General features: G+C 69.5%; 18 protein-coding genes and 1 riboswitch. Of the genes, 15 read left to right on the top strand and 3 right to left on the bottom strand.

What is annotated here, in order from left to right; all coding sequences use genetic code 11:
• The 3 genes from TSH64_RS04670 to TSH64_RS04660 form a co-directional block, all read left to right on the top strand.
• Positions 1-436 (top strand): iron-containing alcohol dehydrogenase (locus TSH64_RS04670; protein ID WP_146208112.1); only part of this gene is annotated, 436 nt, incomplete at its 5' end.
• A gap of 199 nt (positions 437-635) precedes the next feature.
• Positions 636-989 (top strand): hypothetical protein, encoded by a 354-nt coding sequence (locus TSH64_RS04665; protein WP_109095765.1) that lies wholly within the window; start codon positions 636-638, stop codon positions 987-989.
• The gene (locus tag TSH64_RS04660; protein WP_199237464.1) at positions 929-1,510 is read left to right on the top strand and encodes a DUF6036 family nucleotidyltransferase; all 582 of its coding nucleotides are present in this window, start codon (positions 929-931) and stop codon (positions 1,508-1,510) included. Before TSH64_RS04665 ends, TSH64_RS04660 begins: the two co-directional genes overlap by 61 nt.
• Before the next feature lie 99 nt (positions 1,511-1,609).
• On the opposite strand, the gene ribB is transcribed toward TSH64_RS04660, so the two are convergent.
• A complete protein-coding gene (gene ribB / locus TSH64_RS04655) occupies positions 1,610-2,272 on the bottom strand; it encodes a 3,4-dihydroxy-2-butanone-4-phosphate synthase (protein ID WP_109095764.1) in 663 nt (220 codons plus the stop codon).
• Positions 2,273-2,405: 133 nt separating this feature from the next.
• Positions 2,406-2,571: riboswitch (FMN riboswitch) on the bottom strand.
• A gap of 122 nt (positions 2,572-2,693) precedes the next feature.
• Positions 2,694-3,680 carry a sugar-binding domain-containing protein gene (locus TSH64_RS04650; RefSeq protein WP_199237462.1) on the bottom strand — a complete coding sequence of 329 codons (987 nt, stop codon included), beginning with the start codon at positions 3,678-3,680 and terminating at the stop codon, positions 2,694-2,696.
• 148 nt (positions 3,681-3,828) lie between these two features.
• Between TSH64_RS04650 and TSH64_RS04645 the strand changes: the two genes are divergently transcribed.
• The 12 genes from TSH64_RS04645 (at position 3,829) to TSH64_RS04590 (ending at position 17,121) form a co-directional block, all read left to right on the top strand.
• Positions 3,829-4,776, top strand: a complete 948-nt coding sequence (locus tag TSH64_RS04645) for a substrate-binding domain-containing protein (protein ID WP_199228664.1) — start codon at positions 3,829-3,831, stop codon at positions 4,774-4,776.
• 79 nt (positions 4,777-4,855) lie between these two features.
• Positions 4,856-6,394 carry a sugar ABC transporter ATP-binding protein gene (locus tag TSH64_RS04640; protein ID WP_109095763.1) on the top strand — a complete coding sequence of 513 codons (1,539 nt, stop codon included), beginning with the start codon at positions 4,856-4,858 and terminating at the stop codon, positions 6,392-6,394.
• A complete protein-coding gene (locus tag TSH64_RS04635; protein WP_109095762.1) occupies positions 6,391-7,380 on the top strand; it encodes an ABC transporter permease in 990 nt (329 codons plus the stop codon). The genes TSH64_RS04640 and TSH64_RS04635 overlap by 4 nt, the downstream gene beginning before the upstream one ends.
• A 14-nt stretch (positions 7,381-7,394) precedes the next feature.
• Positions 7,395-8,468: a thiamine pyrophosphate-dependent dehydrogenase E1 component subunit alpha gene (locus TSH64_RS04630; protein ID WP_199237460.1), complete on the top strand. Its 1,074-nt coding sequence runs from the start codon at positions 7,395-7,397 to the stop codon at positions 8,466-8,468.
• An 11-nt stretch (positions 8,469-8,479) separates the two neighbouring features.
• On the top strand, positions 8,480-9,475 hold the full coding sequence (locus TSH64_RS04625; protein ID WP_109095761.1) for a pyruvate dehydrogenase complex E1 component subunit beta: 996 nt from the start codon (positions 8,480-8,482) through the stop codon (positions 9,473-9,475).
• Positions 9,472-10,776, top strand: coding sequence for an acetoin dehydrogenase dihydrolipoyllysine-residue acetyltransferase subunit (locus TSH64_RS04620; protein ID WP_199237458.1), 1,305 nt, complete (start codon positions 9,472-9,474; stop codon positions 10,774-10,776). The genes TSH64_RS04625 and TSH64_RS04620 overlap by 4 nt, the downstream gene beginning before the upstream one ends.
• Positions 10,769-11,104 (top strand): carboxymuconolactone decarboxylase family protein, encoded by a 336-nt coding sequence (locus TSH64_RS04615; protein ID WP_109095760.1) that lies wholly within the window; start codon positions 10,769-10,771, stop codon positions 11,102-11,104. Before TSH64_RS04620 ends, TSH64_RS04615 begins: the two co-directional genes overlap by 8 nt.
• 117 nt (positions 11,105-11,221) lie before the next feature.
• Positions 11,222-12,757, top strand: a complete 1,536-nt coding sequence (locus TSH64_RS04610; protein WP_109095759.1) for an FGGY-family carbohydrate kinase — start codon at positions 11,222-11,224, stop codon at positions 12,755-12,757.
• The gene (locus TSH64_RS04605) at positions 12,754-13,500 is read left to right on the top strand and encodes a glucose 1-dehydrogenase (protein WP_109095758.1); all 747 of its coding nucleotides are present in this window, start codon (positions 12,754-12,756) and stop codon (positions 13,498-13,500) included. The genes TSH64_RS04610 and TSH64_RS04605 overlap by 4 nt, the downstream gene beginning before the upstream one ends.
• A 14-nt stretch (positions 13,501-13,514) precedes the next feature.
• Positions 13,515-14,282: an SDR family NAD(P)-dependent oxidoreductase gene (locus TSH64_RS04600; protein WP_109095757.1), complete on the top strand. Its 768-nt coding sequence runs from the start codon at positions 13,515-13,517 to the stop codon at positions 14,280-14,282.
• A 101-nt stretch (positions 14,283-14,383) separates the two neighbouring features.
• Entirely contained in the window at positions 14,384-15,544 is a 1,161-nt protein-coding gene (locus TSH64_RS04595; protein ID WP_109095756.1) for an HlyD family secretion protein, read from the top strand.
• Positions 15,541-17,121 (top strand): MFS transporter, encoded by a 1,581-nt coding sequence (locus TSH64_RS04590; protein WP_109095755.1) that lies wholly within the window; start codon positions 15,541-15,543, stop codon positions 17,119-17,121. The genes TSH64_RS04595 and TSH64_RS04590 overlap by 4 nt, the downstream gene beginning before the upstream one ends.
• A gap of 34 nt (positions 17,122-17,155) precedes the next feature.
• On the opposite strand, the gene TSH64_RS04585 is transcribed toward TSH64_RS04590, so the two are convergent.
• On the bottom strand, positions 17,156-17,848 hold the full coding sequence (locus tag TSH64_RS04585; RefSeq protein ID WP_109095754.1) for a TetR family transcriptional regulator: 693 nt from the start codon (positions 17,846-17,848) through the stop codon (positions 17,156-17,158).
• Positions 17,849-17,898: the final 50 nt, after the last annotated feature.

The following is a 17,898-nucleotide window of genomic DNA, read 5'->3' as shown; positions in this document are numbered from 1 at the left end:
GCTGATCGCCAACGTGATCCGCTACAACGCGGCGGACATCCCGACCAAGCAGACGGCGTTCAGCCAGTACGACCGTCCCAAGGGTGTGGCGCGCTATGCGCAGATCGCCCGGCATCTGGATCTCGGCGGCAGCCGCGACCATGAGCGGGTGGAGAAGCTGATCGGTTGGGTCGAGGAGATGAAGCGGGCGCTGGAGATCCCGGCCTCGATCCAGGCGGCAGGGGTGCCGGAGGCGGCCTTCCTGGCGCGGGTCGATGCGATTGCCGAAGCGGCCTTCGACGACCAATGCACCGGCGCCAACCCGCGCTATCCGCTGGTCGCCGAGATCAGGCAGTTGCTGGTCGACAGCTATTACGGACGCGCCTATGTCGAGCCGGCAGGCGAGCACACCCCGGCGGAACTGACTGTCGTCGGCCAGAAGACCGCCGCAGAGTAACGGATCTTCCACGAAGCGACGCCAAACAGCGGGGACTGTCGGGTCGGAGCGAACGCTTCCGGCCCGGCGGTTTCCATTTGGGGCGCCATTAATGAGTTGAAACTGCTGTTGCAATTCACAGTCCATGCCCCCTCGGCTCGCGGCGCTTGAGGCTGCTACGGGACGTGGTTATCCTGCCTGGGCAAAACTGGTGTTTGGCATGGAAACGACCGACGACCGCGTGAAGCTGATGTATCATCGTCTGGTGGCGCGCCAAATCAGGCGCGACCCGGAATTGATCGAGCGTGCACGCAAGATCGTCGAGGAGCTGTCGGCCAAGCCGGACCAGCGCTCGCATGTTTTTGAATGGAAAGCCCTGCTGGCGCAACCCAGCGAAAAGGTCCGGCACTTCATCGTCTCGCGGAACCAGGACGCCACCCGTTTGCGCATCACGTCTCCGTTCCCTATGCTGCCCGAGCTTTCGGTACAGGATGAGCAGACGAGGAGGCGGATGTGGCGGAAGGCCAGGAAGCACGGACTCTTGACGACCTCGACCGCGCCGTCCGCGCTTTAGCCACCCACTTCAAATGCGACACCACGGTCATCGTCGGCAGTCAGGCGACCCTTGTCGGCTGGCCTGACGCCCCAATCCTGTTTCGCACATCGCCCGAAATCGACGCTTATCCGGGGAACGCACGCGAATGGGAAGCGGAGCGACGCGCTGAAGGCCATGACATAGAGGCGAGCGAGGAGATCTTTGCCCGCTTTGGACAGGGCTCGTCCTTTCACCATGCGCATGGCTTCTACATCGACGGCGTCGATGAGGGCACCGCCAAACTGCCTTCCGGTTGGAAGAGCCGGGCGGTTACGCGCGAGGTCGAGGTGAACGGCATCACCGTGCGCGCCATTGCGCCGACGATGACCGACCTGATCGTTTCGAAGCTGCTGGCGTTGCGCGACAAGGACAAGGATTTCATCCGCGAGTACCATCGTGTCCGCCATCTCGACCGTGCCCACGTCAGGCGTCTGTTGATTGACATGATGATCCCGGAGGCACGGCGCATCGTCATCGGCGCCTTTCTCGACTCCCTGTAACCAACCGCTCTTCCGACGCGCGTAACCGATGGCCGAGGCGCCCTGCCGGAGCAAACGCATCCGACAGGGCGGTCCCCGTTCACCTGTTGCCGGACCCGCTCAGCGATCCGATTGCAGGCCGCTCTCCGCCACCAGATCGGCGATGCTGACGATGGGCATCGACTGGTCTTCCGCGAAGACGATCAGCTCCGGCAGGCGGGCCATGGTGCCGTCCGGGTTCATAATCTCGCAGAGAACGCCTGCCGCCTTGCGTCCGGCCCGCGCCATCAGCTCGATGGTGGCCTCCGTGTGGCCGCGGCGGGCCGCCAGCCCTTGCGGATGGGCGCGGATCGGGAAGACATGGCCCGGCCGCGCCAGATCCTCCGGACGGCAGTCGTCGGCAATCGCGGTGCGGATCGTCGTCACCCGGTCGGCCGCCGAAACGCCGGTGGTGACGCCGTCCCGCGCCTCGATGGACACGGTGAAAGCCGTCCCGAAGCGCGAGCTGTTGGCCGGCACCATCGCCGGCAGTTCCAGCCGTTGCAGATGCTCGTCGGGCAGGATCAGGCAGACGATGCCGCTACAGGCACGGATCAGCAGGGCCATCTGCTCGACGGTGATGCTGTCGGCCGGGTAGATGATGTCGCCTTCATTCTCGCGGTCGTCGTCATCGACGACGATCACTCCCTGCCCCTGCCGCAGGCTGTCGAGGGCGCGGGCGACGCGTTCGCCCGGCGTGCCGAAGCGGGCGAGAAGGTCGTTCTGACGGTAAATCTGATTCATGGTTCTCACATCCACTGAAGGGTGAGCCTGAATCAGGGCGCAAAGAGACCTCCAGCGCGCCGGACCGGAACCCGACGCGATGGCGCGAACCGACGGCGGCGGGCCTGCTCGCGGCAAGCCACCGGCGCGGTCTGCTCATTCTCTTCCATCCGGACTGTAACCGTCGGCCCCGGCCTCACACCGGGTCTGCTGACCTCACCGCCTCTTGGGACTGCCAAAAGCCGCTGAGCGCTCGCGGGCTCCCCTTCTGTCGAAGGGATACCGCCGGTCGGGAGTTTCACCCTGCCCTGAGAACAAGCCTATGTTCGCCGACCGGGATCGGTCGACCCGCCCACCATTCCGCAACCCAACCGCCGCTGTCAAGGGAGCAGGGCGGCCCTTTCCACCGGATGGTTCCACCGGACGGCAGCGCCGCGCTCCCTCACTTCACCAGTTCCAGCGCGGTGTCGCCGTCGATGATCAACGCGCGCGCCACCCCGCTGGCGAGGAAGGCGCGGGCGGCTTGCAGCTTGGTCCGGCCGGCGACCAGCGCCACCGTGTAGGTCTGCTTCAGCCCATCGAGACCGAGCGCCAGCGTGCGGCGGTTCAGCGGATGATCGACCGCCTTGCCGTCCTGGTCGAAGAACAGCCCGTTGGTGTCGCCGACCGCCCCGGCCGCCCGCAGCTCCGCCAGTTCCTCGGCGCTGATCATGCCCTGCGTCCGCAACAGCGACGCCTCGCGCAGCTCGCCGATGGAGATGTAGGCCACCGTCGTCGAGCGGGCGAGCTGGAGGGCCGTCTGCACCGACTGCTGCGACAAGAGCACGTCGCGCGCCTCCAGGCTGTCGGCGATGAAGGGCACCGGCAGGAAATAACCCTCCGCCCCGGTGGTCCGCGCCAGCGCATGCACCACGTCGAACGGGTTGTAGGCCGAGCGCGCAGTCAGCGACCCCATCAGGCTGATGAATTTCGCCCGCGGCGCGCTGACCCCCGCCATCTGCAAGGTCATCTGCTCCAGCGTCCGGCCCCAGCCGGTGCCGACCACCGCCTCCTCCGCCTCGGCCAGATGGCGGCGCAGATGGGCGGCGGCGGCGGCCCCCACCGCCCGGAAGGCGAAGGGGGCGAGCAGCGCGTCGTCGCGGTCGCCGCCGGCATCCTGGGTCAGCGCCGGCGTGCAGATGCAGACGTCCAGCCCGTAGCGCTCGCGGATCGCCTCCTCCACCGGAAGCAGCCCGACATTGGCGGAGTTGATGGTGATGCTGACCATGCCGCTGTCGCGGGCATCGGACAGCAGCTTGTTGACCCGCGCCCGGGTGACGCCCAGCCGGCGCGCCGCCGCCTCCTGGTTCAGGCCGCCGACATAATACAGCCAGGCCGCCCGCGCCATCAGCACCTCGTCCTCCGGCCCCTCGCTGGTCCCGTTCCGCATCGCGCGCTCTCCCCCTCTACCCCTGTCAGGTGACAAATGTATCTGGTGTTGACATTTGTCACGACCCACCACAAGCTCATCGTCGTCGGCGCAAGACCGGCATCGAGAATTCGCCAGCCAGATAGCTGGCAATGGGAGGAGAATGGAAATGAAAAACCGGCTTTCCGGAATGCTTGCGGCTGTCTCGATGGTCGCGATGATGACCGCCGCGGGTGCGGCGCAGGCGCTCGACATCGCCTGGGTTCATGCCAACGCCGCCGCGCAGTCCGAACAGCGGGTGAAGGCCGGCTTCGACGCCTGGGCCAAGCAGAGCGGCAAGACCGACTGGAAGATCAGCGTTCTCGACAGCGGCGGCTCGGGCGAGGCGACCGCGTCGAACATCCAGGACGCCGCCAACCGCGGCGTGAAGGCCATCGTCATCACCATGGCCGACCTGCGCGCCAGCCGTGCGGCGCTCGACGCCGCCAAGGCCGCCAAGATCCCGGTCTTCGCCGTCGATTCCGGCTATGTCGACGGGGTGCTGGTCGACGTGACCACCAACAACTGGGCGATGTCGGCCAACGTCTCGGTCTATCTGCTCGACCAGATGGGCGGGCAGGGCAACCTCGTCTTCCTGCGCATGGCGGAGCATCACGGCACCCGCAAGCGCGGCGACGTGATGGCGACGGTGCTGAAGGAATATTCCGGCGTGAAGGTGCTGGCGGAGCACAACATCAACTACACCGCCTTCTTCGAGGACACCAACCGCACGATGGAGGATTACGTCGCGCGCTTCGGCAACAGCATCAACGCCGTCTGGGCGCCGTGGGACGAGCCGGCGCAGGCCGCCGTCAACGTGATCAAGGGCGCCGGGCTGAAGAACGTCAAGGTGATCGGCATCGACGGCCACCCGCAGGCGGTCGCCGAGGTCTGCAAGCCCGACAGCCCGATGATCGCCACCGTGCGCCAGCCCTTCGAAGAGATGGGCAAGACCGTCGGCCAGTGGCTCGACGACGTGGTGGTGAAGGGCAAGCCTGCCGCCGAGGTGATCCCGACCAAGACCGTCTATCTCGACGCGCCGCTGATCACCAAGCAGAACTGCAAGCAGTTCATGTGACCGGGTGCCGCGGGTCCGGGGTTGCGGATCCCTCCGCCTCCGGACCCGCGGCGGCAGGCTTCATTCCCTGGAGGTCGCCATGGAAATCCATCTGGCCGACATCGTCATGCAGTTTCCGGGAACGCGGGCGCTGGATGGCGTGGACGTCGTCTTCCGCAGCGACGAGGTGCATGGCCTGATCGGCGAGAACGGCGCCGGCAAATCGACGCTGGTCAGCATCCTGGGCGGCAGCCTTCAGCCGAGCGGCGGCAGCCTCTCCATCGACGGGCGCACCGTCCGCTTCGGCTCGCCACAGGACGCGCTGTCGCAGGGCATCGCCCATGTCAGCCAGGAGGGCAGCCTCGTCCCCGGCCTGACCGGGGCGGAGAACATCCTGCTCGGCGTCGAGCCGCGCCGTATCGGCGGCATGATCCGCGCCTCGGCCCTGAAGGCCCAGGCCGCGGCGCTGCTGGCGACGTGGTTTCCGCAGGTCGCCATCGACCTCGGCTGCCCGGTGGCCGAGCTGCCGATGGCCGACCGCAAGGTCATCGAGATCGTCCGCGCGCTGCGCGGCTCCGCCCGCATCGTCATCCTCGACGAGCCGACCGCGACGCTGCCCGCCCGCGAGAAGGAGCAGCTGTGGGCGATCATCCGCACGCTGCCCGCCCGTGGCGTCGGCGTGGTGCTGATCAGCCATTTTCTCTCCGAAATCAAGGCGCTGTCGCACCGCATCACCGTTCTGCGCGACGGCCGGCGCATCTGCACCGAATCCGCCGACGCGCTCGACGAGCAGATGCTGGTCGACATGATGCTGCGCCGCAGCGGCTCCGCCCCGCAGCGCAAGTCGGAAGAGGCAGCGCGGGCAAGCCGCGGCGAGGTGGTGCTCGACATCCGCGACTGGCGGGTCGGGCGGCTGCATGTGCCGCGCTTCACCCTGCATGCCGGCGAGATCGTCGGGCTGATCGGGCTGACCGGTGCCGGCCATTTCGGTTTCGCCCGCTCGCTGCACAGCCCGTCCGGCGTGCGCTGCGCCGGGCTGGCGGTCGGCGGCCGTCCGGTGAAGCCGGGACCGCCGGCCCACATGCAGGCGGCCGGCATCGCGCTGGTCCCCGACCACCGCATGGAATATGCGCTGATCGGCGAATGGACGCTGCGCGAGAATCTGGCGATGGTCCATCCCGGCCATGGCGCCATCGCCGCCGGCATCCTGTCGCCCGGCCGGGAGGAGGCCGAATCCCGCCGCATCATGCGGCTTCTCAACGTGAAGGCCCATTCCTCCAGCCAGCTTCTGCGCACGCTGTCGGGCGGCAACAAGCAGAAGATCTCCATCGGCAAATGGCTCTACGGCGCCGAGGGCCGCTACCGCGTGATGATCTTCATCGAGCCGACCGAGGGCGTCGACATCGGCGCCAAGGCCGAGATCTATGCCGAGATGCGGCGGCTCGCCGCCAGCGGCGTGGGGATCGTCATCGCCTCCTCCGACCTGCTGGAGATCGAGGCGCTGGCGCACCGGGTCATCCCCTTCCATCACCTGCGGCCCGGCCCGGAAATCCCCGGCACCGGCTTTTCCGAGAGCGCGTTCATCGCCGCCATCTCCGGAGCCGTCCCGGAGACTGCAAAATCAGGAATTCCCGCATGACCGACACCGCCACCGGATCCCTTCCCAGCCATGACCGGCTGTTCGGGCTGCGCAAGGAGCATGTCCAGCGCTACAGCACGCTGGTCGTGCTGGTCGCCATGTTCCTGGTCTTCTCGCTCGGCGTCGACCGCTTCCTGACCGGGCAGAACCTGCTGAACATCGCGCAGCAGATCTCGATGCTGACCATCGTCGGCGCCGGCCTGACCTTCGGCTTCGCCGCCCGCGAGATGGATCTGTCGGTCGGCTACACCGTCGGCCTTGCCGGCGTGCTGGTGCCGCTGCTGCTGGTCAAGGGCGTGCCCCTGCCGCTCGCCCTGCTGGCCGGGCTCGGCGCCGGGCTGGCGGTCGGGGCGACGAACGCCATCCTCGTCACGCTGGTCGGCATCCCGTCGCTGATCGCGACGCTGGCCGTCGGCTCCATCCTCTACGGCATCAACTTCCTGATGACCGGCGGCCGGGCGATCTATGGCGGGCTCGACGAGGTCTATCTCTGGCTCGGCCAGGGGCGCGTCGCCGGCATCCCGGTCCTCGCCTTCTTCATGCTGGCCGCCGTGCTGGTCGCCTGGTTCGTCATGGAGCGGACGATCTTCGGCCGCTACATCTACGCCGTCGGCGGCAACCAGAAGGCGGCGGAGCTGTCCGGCATCCGCGTGCGCAAGTACCGCGCCGCCGCCCTGGTCGTCTGCTCGCTGTTCGCGGTGATGGCCGGCACGCTGCTCGCCGCCCGGCTCGGCTCCGGCCAGCCCAATGCCGGCGAACGCTACCTGCTGGATGGGCTGGCGACGGTCTTCATCGGCATGACCATGTTCCGGCCGGGCACGGCCACCGTGCTCGGCACCTTCTTCGGCGCGCTCTTCATCGGGGTCATCAACAACGGCCTCAACCTGATGGGGATGGACACCTACATCCAGGCGATCGTGAAGGGCGTCATCATCCTTGCCGCCGTCGCCGTCGTCTCGCGCAGCACAAAACTCAACCTTCTTTGAAATCGGAGTCTTCGATGTACGAGGCTGACCTCCGGGCCACGGCCGGCCGCAACATGGCGGGCCGGGTCGGGGCGGGCGCCAACACGCGCCTTCCCGAACTCTACCGGACGATGCGCCGGATCCGCACCTTCGAGGAGCGCGTGGGCGAACTGTTCGTCCGCGGCCAGTCGGCCGGCTCCATGCTGCACCTGTCCATCGGCGAGGAGAGTGCCGCCGCCGGTGTCTGCGCACACTTGCGCGACGGCGACAGCTTCACCACCCACCACCGCGGCCACGGCATCTTCCTCGCCCGCGGCGCCGACCCGGCCCGCATGATGGCGGAGATCGGCGGCAAGGAAGCCGGCTATTGCCACGGCAAGGGCGGGTCGATGCACATCGCCGACATGGGGCTGGGCCATCTCGGCGCCAACGCCATCGTCGGCGGCGGCATCCCGGCGGTGGTCGGCGCCGGCCTGTCCGCCCGCCACCACAAGACCGGCGCCGTCAGCGTCGCCTTCTTCGGCGACGGCGCCACCGGCCAGGGCATCCTGTACGAGAGCATGAACATGGCCGCCCTGTGGGGCCTGCCCTGCGTCTTCGTCTGCATCAACAACCAGTATGGCATGGGCACCAACATCGCCCAGGCGACCGCCAACCCCAACCTGCACGAACGCGCCGCCGCCTTCGGCCTCGCGGCGGAAACGGTGGACGGCCTCGACGTCGAGGCGGTGGCCGAGGCCGCCGAACGGCTGGTCGAAGGGGCGCGGGCCGGCAAGCCCGCCTTCCTGGCGGTGTCCTGCTACCGCTTCTACGGCCATGCCCGCAAGGACAAGTCGCCCTACCGCGACCCGGTGGAGGAAGAGGCCGGCCGCCGCCAGGATCCGGTCGCCTTCGCCCGCGCGGCATTGATCGACCGCGGGCTGGAGTCGGAGAGCGAGCTGGACCGGCTGGACGGCGAGATCGGCGCCGAGATGGACGCGACCATCGACTTCACCGTGGCGCAGACCGAGCCGCCGCTCGCCTCGATGTTCCGCGACGTCTATGCGCCCGAGGAACCCGAACCCGAACCGGTGCGCGCCCGCATCGACCGCGTTCTGGCGCGGGACTGAGGAGACCCAGAATGGCACTTCAGGAACTGACCTATCGCGACGCCCTGCGCAAGGCGCTGGCCGACGCGATGACCGAAAACCCGGATGTGGTGATCCTCGGCGAGGAGGTCGGCCGCTATGGCGGCGCCTATGGCGTCACCAAGGATCTGATCAAGGAGTTCGGGGCGGAGCGGGTGATCGACACGCCGATCTCCGAACCGGCCATCGTCGGCGCCGCGGTCGGGGCGGCGATGACCGGCCTGCGCCCGGTGGCGGAGCTGATGTATGTCGATTTCATCGGCATGACCATGGACCAGCTCGCCAACCAGGCCGCCAAGATCCGCTACATGTTCGGCGGCCAGATCGGCGTGCCGATGGTTCTGCGCACCCAGGGCGGCACCGGTCGCTCGGCCGGCGCCCAGCACAGCCAGAGCCTGGAAGCCTATGTGATGCACACGCCGGGCCTGCGGCTGGCGATGCCCGCCACGGTGGCCGACGCCTATCACCTGCTGCGCATGGCGCTGACCAAGCCCGACCCGGTCGTCTTCATCGAGCACAAGGCGCTCTACACCATGAAGGAGAGCGTCGATCTCGACGCCGAACCGCTGGCCTGGGGCAAGGCGGCGGTGCGGCGCGAGGGGCGCGATCTGGTCATCGTCACCTATTCCCGCCAGCTTCATTACTGCATGGAGGCGGCGCGCCAGCTGTCGGCCCGGGGCATCGAGGCGACGGTTATCGACATCCGCACGCTGAACCCGCTCGATTTCGACACCATCCGCGCCCATGTCGAGCGCACCGGCCGCGCCATGGTGGTCAGCGAAGGCGTGATGACCGCGGGCGTCGCCGCCGAACTGTCGGCGCGGATCACCGAGGAATGCTTCGACTTCCTTGAGGATCCGGTCGTCCGCGTCGCCGGCGAGGACATCCCGATCTCGGTGTCCACCGCGCTGGAAGCCGGATCGGTGCCCGGCCCGCAGTTGATCGCCGACACCGCTCTCCGGATGCTGGCCGGACGGGTGCCGGCATGACGACCGCAAGTACCACGACCCTCACCCTGACCATGCCCCGGCTGGGCGAGACGATGGAGGAGGGCGTCATCGTCGGCTGGCTGGTCGAGCCGGGACAGCAGTTCCGCCGCGGCGACGCCATCCTCGAATTGGAAACCGACAAGACCGTCGTCGAATATCCCGCCCTGGGCGACGGCCGCCTCGACGAAACGCTGGTGTCGGCCGGCGACCGCGTGCCGGTCGGCGCCCCGATTGCCCGCGCCGCGGTCCTGTCGGCCGAGGACTGGGCCGCCGCCCTGCCCGACAGCGCCGAACCCGCCGCCCCGAAGGAGCAGGTGCCGGCGGAAGCCGACGCCCCCCCGGACAGCGCCGCCACGCCGGCTGCGGAACGCTCCACCGACGACCGGCTGCGCGCCACCCCGACCGCAAGGCGGCTGGCCCGCCAGCACGGCGTCGCGCTGGAGACGCTCCATGGCAGCGGCCGGCGCGGCCGGATCGAGCGTGCCGATGTCGAGCGTGCCGCCGGTTCGAACGGCCCTGCGGCTGCCGACCTGCGCTGGCTCGACACGCCCGCCGGCCGGCTGGCCTATGCGCAGGCCGGAAGCGCCGGTCCGGTGCATCTGCTGGTCCATGGCTTTGCCGGCGACCGCACCGCCTGGGCCAATCTGGCGTCCGGTCTCGCCCGTTCCGGCAAGCGCGTGGTGATGCCGGATCTCCCCGGCCATGGCGCGACCGCCATCGAGGCGGCGGATGTGGACGGTCTGGCCGCCGCGGTGACGGCGCTGGCGGAAAGCCTTCCCGGACCGCTGGTGCTGGTCGGCCATTCGCTGGGCGCCGCCGCCGCCGTCCACGCCGCCCGCCGGCTCGGCGACCGGGTGGCGCGCCTCGTCCTGCTCACCCCCGCCGGCTGCGGGCCGAAGATCGGCGCCGACTTCGTCCATGGCATGGCGGCGGCGGAGACCACGGGAGAGGTCTCGCATCTGCTGCGCCTGCTGGGACCGCGCGGCGGCCAGCTGTCGGATGCCGCGCTTGCCGCCATGGCGCGCGAGATGGGGCGGGGACGCCTGCGCACGCTGGCCACGGCAGTCGCCACCGCCGACGGCCGCCAGCGCATCGACCTGCTGCGCCCACTGGCGGAGCTGGCGGAGCGCATCCCCGTCCGCGCCGTCTTCGGCCTGGACGACCGCATCGTGTCGCCGACCGACGCGCTCAACCTGCCGCCGCGCGTGGCGGCTCATTTCCTGCCGTCCGGCCACATGCCGCAATGGGACGCCCCGCGCGAGGTGGCGGCCCTGATCGACGAGGAGACCCATCATGGATGACGCAAAGACCGATCTGGCGGCGGCGAAGGCGCGGCTCGGCGCCTTCGCCAAGGCTTCCCCCGCCCTGATGAAGGGCTTCGCCGAGGTCAGCCGCACGGCCAGCGCCGCCGGCTCCTTCACCCCCGCCCAGAAGGAGCTGATGGCGGTGGCGATCTCCGTCGCCACCCGCTGCGAGGATTGCATCCTCTACCATGTCGACGGCGCCCGCCGGCACGGCGCCGCCGAGGCCGAGCTTGTCGAAGCGCTTGAGGTCGCGGTCGAGATGGGCGGCGGTCCCGCCGTGATGTATGCCGGCAAGGCGCTGGCGGCCTTCCGCTCGCTCGGCTGAGGGGAGGGGAATCTCCCTCCCCCCCGGCACGTCCCCCTCTCCCCCCGGGGAGAGGGGACATCTCGCAATCATAAGGCGGCCTGCAAAGGGCTGCGTGTCTTCAGGGAGGAAAAGGGAATGTACTACCTGACCGCCGATGGCGGCACCGAAAGCCTGCGGGCGCGCATCTACGACCTGAGCGGACGCTGCCTCGGCCAGAAGGCCGTCGCCTACGACACGCAGTTCGGGCCGGGCGCGCGGGCGGAGCAGGATCCGGAGGACTGGTGGCGGGCGCTGGCCGACGCCACCCGCGGTGCCGTCGCCGACGCCGGCATCGACGCGGGCGACATCGAAGCGATGTGCTTCGCCACCACCTGCTGCACCGTCGTGGCGCTCGACGCCGACGGCCGGGCGCTGCGCCCGGCGCTGCTGTGGATGGACGTGCGCGCCCATGCCGAGGCGGAGGCGGTTCTCGCCACCGGCGACCCGGCGCTGAAGATCAACGGCGCCGGGCGCGGCCCGGTCTCCGCGGAGTGGATGATCCCCAAGGCGCTGTGGCTGAAGCGGAACGAGCCGGCGACCTTCGCCGCCGCCCACACCATCTGCGAGTACCAGGATTTCCTCACCCTGCGCCTGACCGGCGAACGGGTGGCCAGCCTCGACAATGCCGGTCTGCGCTGGCACTACTCCAGCCGCGACGGCGGCTGGGCGCGCGGCATCCTCAAGGCGCTCGACCTCGAAGAGCTGGAAGGCAAATGGCCGGCCCGCGTGCTGGCCCCCGGCGCGGTGGTAGGCACGCTGAGGCCCGAGGCCGCCGCCGCCCTCGGGCTGCGGCCGTCGGTCAAGCTGGTGCAGGGTGGGGCGGATGCGCTGATCGGCATGATCGGGCTCGGCGTCGCCCAGCCGGGGCAACTGGCACTGATCACCGGATCCTCGCACCTGCAATTCGGCGTCACCGAGGCGCCGCTGCATGCCCCCGGCGTCTGGGGCAGCTATCCCGACATCGTCTATCCCGGCCGCTGGATCGTCGAGGGCGGCCAGACCTCCACCGGCTCGATCATCAACTGGCTGCGCCGCTTCAGCGGCGGCACGCTCGACCTCGCAGCCCTGAACGCCAAGGCGGCGGCGCTGGAGCCGGGGTCGGACGGGCTGCTGGTGCTCGACCATTTCCAGGGCAACCGCACCCCCTACACCGACCCGCTCAGCCGCGGCGCCATCGTCGGCTTGACGCTGGCCCATGAACCGCACCATGTCTTCCGCGCGATCATCGAGGGCATCGGCTTCGGCACCCGCGCCATCCTCGACGCCTTCAAGGCCGGTGGCTACAGCTCGACCGAGATCACGGTCGGCGGCGGCGCCACCGCCTCGCAGCTGTGGATGCAGATCCATGCCGACACCGCCGGCCTGCCGGTGCGCATCCCGGCCTCCGCTGACGCGCCGTCCACCGGCTCGGCGGTGCTGGCCGCCCATGGCGCCGGCCGCTTCGCCAGCATCGACGAGGGCATCGCCGCGATGGTCCGCCCCGGCACCAGCATCGAGCCGCGCCCGCGCGAATCCGCCCTCTACCAGGAGATCTACCAGCGCTATCTCGCTCTCTATCCGGCGCTGAAGGGCGTGCTGAACGGGCCGGTTTCGGCCCAATCTCCAGCTCCGGTCAAGGAGCCCGCGGCATGAAGGAGTTCGACCTCAGCGGCCGGCTCGCCGTCGTCACCGGCGGGGCCGCCGGCATCGGCCAGTCCATCGCCCGCGTCCTGACCGAGGCCGGCGCCCGCGTCGCCATCCTCGACCGCGACGGCGAGGCCGCCCGCCGGCTGGCGGACGAGATCGGCGGCCTCGCCTACCGCCTCGACGTCACCGACGCCGAGGCGGCCGAGGAGACCGCCGCCCGTCTGGTCGCCGAGGCCGGCGTGCCGCACATCCTCGTCAACAACGCCGGCATCGTCCACAACGGGCCGGCGCTTGAGGTCGATCTGGCCGACTGGCGCCGGGTGATCGACGTCAATCTGCACGGCGTCTTCCACACCGCCCGCGCCTTCGGCCGTCCGATGGTCGAGGCGGGCAGGGGATCGGTCGTCAACATCGGCTCGATGTGCGGCGAGATCGTCGTCCATCCGCAGCCCCAGGCCGCCTACAACGCCGCCAAGGCGGGCGTCAATCTGCTGACCAAGTCGCTGGCGGTGGAATGGGCCGGCCGGGTGCGGGTCAATGCCGTCGCTCCCGGCTACACCGCCACCGAACTGACCCTGGCCGGCCGCTCCCGCCCCGAATGGTTCGAGCGCTGGCTCGCCGCCACGCCGATGGGCCGGCTGGGCGAACCGCGCGAGATCGCGCTGGCCGTCGCCTTCCTCGCCTCCGACGCGGCGAGCTTCATCACCGGAACCGTCCTGGCCGTCGATGGCGGCTACACCGCTTTTTGAAGGGGAAAAACGATATGGCACAGGGCCACAAGGCACACGGAAAGATCGCGCTGGTCACCGGCGCCAGCCGCGGCATCGGCCGCGCCATCGCTCTCGGACTGGCGGCGCGCGGCTTCGACCTCGCGCTGAACGACATCGCCCGGCAGGCCGGCGCGCTGGCCGAGACGGCGGGGGAGGCGCGGGCGCAAGGCGTCCGGGTGGTCGAGCTGCACGCCGACGTGTCGGCGAAGGACGAGGTGCAGGCGATGATCGAGCGCGCCGTGGCCGAACTCGGCACCATCCATGCGCTGGTCAACAATGCCGGCATCCTGATCGCCGCCACCGTGGAGGACTGCCCGGAAACCGCCTGGGATCAGGTGATGGACGTGAATGCCAAGGGCACCTTCCTCGTCACCCAGGCGGTGTTGCCGCTGATGAAGGCGCAGGGCTATGGCCGCATCTGCAACATCGCCTCCATCGGCGGCAAGCACGGCGCGCCGGAGCAGGCGCATTACTCGGCGTCGAAGGCCGCGGTGATGGGCTTCACCCGCGTGCTGGCGCAGGAGGTCGGGCCGCTCGGCATCACCGCCAACTGTGTGTGCCCCGGCATCATCCTGACCGACATGGGCCGGGTGAACCTCGACGATCCGGCGATCCGCGACGGCTGGAAGGCCAAGACCGCCATGGCCCGCATCGGCGCGCCGGAGGATGTCGCCGGTCCGGTGGCCTTCTTCTGCTCCGACGACAGCGCCTTCGTCACCGGCCAGACGCTGAACGTCGACGGCGGCATCGTCCTGTCCTGACGGAGCCCAAGCGGAGCTACACCTTGGTGCAAGGCGCTTTTCCGCGGGCCATCGCGTAGGGTCGACCGTCTCGACAGGCCGATTCCGATGGAGAGCCCCGCATGAGCGATGCCGCAGCGCCACCCCAGCCCGTGGGCCTGCAAGCGGTCCAGCAACCGCCTCCGGCCTCTCCCCCGCCGGCCCCGCCGGTTGCCTGGAGTCCCTGGCTGGTGCGGCTGGCGGTGCTGGGGCTGGCGGCGGTCCTGCTGGTGGCCTTCGCCACGCGCTGGGACCGCTGGCTCGGCTCCGCCGCGCGCCAGACCACCACCGACGCCTATCTCCAGGCCGACATCACCCCGCTGTCGGCCCAGGTGGCGGGCGTCGTCCGCGACATGCCGGTCGGCGACTTCCAGCAGGTGAAGGCCGGCGACCCGGTGGCGATGATCGTCGACGACGATTACCGCGCCCGCGTCCAGCAGGCCGACGCCGCACTTGAGGCCGCCGACGCCGCCATCGCCCAGCTCGACATCCAGAAACGCACCCAGCGCGCCCTGGTCGATCAGGCCGAGGCGAACGTCCATGGGCTGGAGGCCGAGGCGTGGCGGGCGCGGCTGGAGGAGGCGCGGCAGCGCTCCCTGACCGAGCAGGGCGTCGCCGGCACGCTCCAGGCGCTGCAACAGGCGCAGGCGACCTCCCGCCGCGCCCAGGCGGCGCTGGAGGCGGGCCAGGCCCAGGTCGACCAGCAGAAGGCGGCGTTCGACGGCATCGACGTGCAGGTGCGCCAAGCCAGGGCCACCCGGCTGCAACGGCAGGCCGATCTCGACCTCGCCCGCATCACGCTCGACCGCACGACGATCCGCGCCCCGGCCGACGGCATGGTGGGCCAGCGGCAGGTCCGCCCCGGCCAGTATGTCGGGCAGGGCAGCCAGATCGTCACGCTGGTGCCGCTGCCGGCGGTGTGGGTGATCGCCAACTACAAGGAAACCCAGATGACGCGGATCCGGTCCGGCCTGCCGGCGACCGTCCGCATCGACAGCTTTCCCGACGTGACGCTGACCGGCCGGGTTGCCGCCCAGTCGCCGGCCAGCGGCAGCCAGTTCGCCCTGCTACCCCCCGACAACGCCACCGGCAACTTCACCAAGATCGTCCAGCGCATTCCGGTGAAGATCGTCCTCGACAGCCCCCATCCCTTGCAGGACCGGTTGCGCCCCGGCATGTCCGTCGTCGTCACCATCGATACGGATGGAGAGGTTCGGGAGAGCGGCCAGGAGGGCAAATCTTGAGCGTCGGTCTGGCCGGCGGGCGGCTGTCCCGCATCCTGCTGCGCCCGGCCCAGCCGATCCTGACCCACCATCCCATCGTCGGGCTGCTCGGCGTCATGCTGGGGGCGCTGATCTCCACCCTGACCTCGCGCATCACCACCTTCGGGCTGGCCGACATCCGCGGCGCCATCGGCATCGGCTTCGACGAAGGCGCCTGGATCACCACCGCCTACACGGTGGCGCAGATGCTGGTCGCCCCGGCCGCCGCCTTCCTCGGCGTGGTGTTCGGGCCGCGCCGGGTGCTGCTGGTCTCCTCCCTCACCTACGGGCTGGCGATGCTGGCCCTGCCGCTGACCGGCACGCTGACCGGGGTGCTGACCTTCCAGCTGCTGGCCGGCCTGTCGTCGGGCACCTTCATCCCGCTGACCATCGGCTTCATCGTCCGCAACCTGCCGCCGCGCTATGTCGTCTACGGCATCGCCGTCTACGCGATGAACGTCGAGCTGTCGCTGAACTTCGCCGCCTCGGTCGAAGGCTGGGTGATCGAGCATCTCGACTGGCGCTGGCTGTTCTGGGACACCGCCCTGCTGGCGCCGCTGATGGCGCTGTGCGTCCATTTCGGCATGCCGGCCGAGCCGGTGCGCCGCGACCTGCTGAAGGACGGCGACTGGTGGGGCATCGCCTATGCCAGCCTCGGCTTCGCCCTGCTCTATGCCGGGCTGGACCAGGGCAACCGGCTGGACTGGTTCAACTCCGGCCTCATCACCGGCCTCTTCCTCTCCGGCGGCCTGCTGGTCGGCGCCTTCGTCGTGCAGGAGCTGACCTGCCCCAAGCCCTGGATCACCTTCAGCGCGCTCTTCCGCGGCAACATCCCGCTTCTGTGCCTGCTGCTGGTGCTGCTGCGGCTGGTCATGCTGTCGACCGCCTATCTGGTGCCCCAGTTCATGATCACCGTGAACAATTACCGCGCGCTGGAGGTCGGGGACACGCTGCTGCTGATCGCCTTGCCGCAGTTCCTGCTGGCGCCGCTGGTCGGCACGCTGCTGCGCCATGCCGATCCGCGGGTGGTGATGGCGGCGGGCTTCGCCGCGGTGGGACTTGCCTGCTGGCTCGCCTCGCACCTGACGGCCGATTGGGTCGGCGCCGATTTCCTGCCGTCGCAGATGTTGCAGGCCTTCGGCCAGTCCTTCGCCATGACCTCGCTGATCTACTTCAACATCAAGAACCTGTCCCAGGCCCACATCCTGGCGCTGGGGGCGCTGTTGCAGACCTCGCGCCTGCTGGGCGGCGAGCTGGGGGCCGCCTTCATGCAGACCTTCGTCCGCGTGCGCGAGCAGTTCCACAGCTTCCGTTTGGTGTCCGACGTGGTGGCCGGCGGCACCGACACCGTCCACCGGCTGGCCGGCGGCATGGCGCGGCTCGCCGCCCGCTCCACCGGGCCTGAGGAGGCGAGCGACCGCGCCCTGTCGCTGCTGGCGGCGGCGGTGCGCAAGCAGGCCTATGTGCTGGCCTACATCGACGGTTTCGTCGTCATCGCCTGGTTCATCGTCGGCGGCCTGCTGCTGATCGCCCTGCTGCGCCCGGCCCCGAAACAGTAGAAGTGGTCAGACTCCGACCACTCCTCTCACCCCCTCACGGCCGCAGCGACTTCAGCACCAGCTCCACCATATGGTCCAGCCGTTCGTCCTTCGCCGGGTCTGCCAGCAGGTCGCGGCCGAAGATGACCGACAAAGTGTGGACGTTGGACAGGTAGAAGTAGGACAGCCCGGCGATGGAGATGTAGAGCTGCACCGCATCGACCCCGGCGCGGAACACCCCCTGCTTCACCCCGCGCGCCAGCACGTCGCCGATCATCTGCACGAAGGGGGAATGCATCGACTGCACCTGCCCCGACGTCTTCAGCAGCTCGGCCCGGTGCAGGTTCTCGATGTTCAGCAGGGCCATGAATTCGGGATGGTCGATGAAATACTGCCAGGTGAAGCCGATCAGCCGCGCGATGGCCTCGGGCGGGGCCAGCTTGTCGAGGTTCAGCGTGCGCTCGGTGTCGCGGATGTGGGCATAGGCATCCTCAAGCACCGCCAGATACAGCTCTTCCTTGTTGCCGACATGGTAATAGAGCATGCGCTTGTTGGTGCCGGCCTGCTCGGCGATGCGGTCGACGCGGGCGCCGCCCAGCCCGTAGCGGGCGAACTCCTCCGTCGCGGCGGCCATGATGCGGGCCCGCGTCCCTTCCGGGTCGCGGGTCACCTTTGCTGGCGCCGCAGCACCTCTGGCGGGTGCGGGGGCGGACGGCGCCGGGTCGGGGGTGTCGGTCAGGCTGTCCATGCGGGAAGCCGGCTCCTGCGGTCCGGGGGAGGGGGCTGGTTCTCCCCCAT

This window comes from Azospirillum sp. TSH64 (genome assembly GCF_003116035.1).
Lineage (GTDB): Bacteria > Pseudomonadota > Alphaproteobacteria > Azospirillales > Azospirillaceae > Azospirillum.
This window is presented reverse-complemented; position numbering and strand designations above follow the sequence as displayed.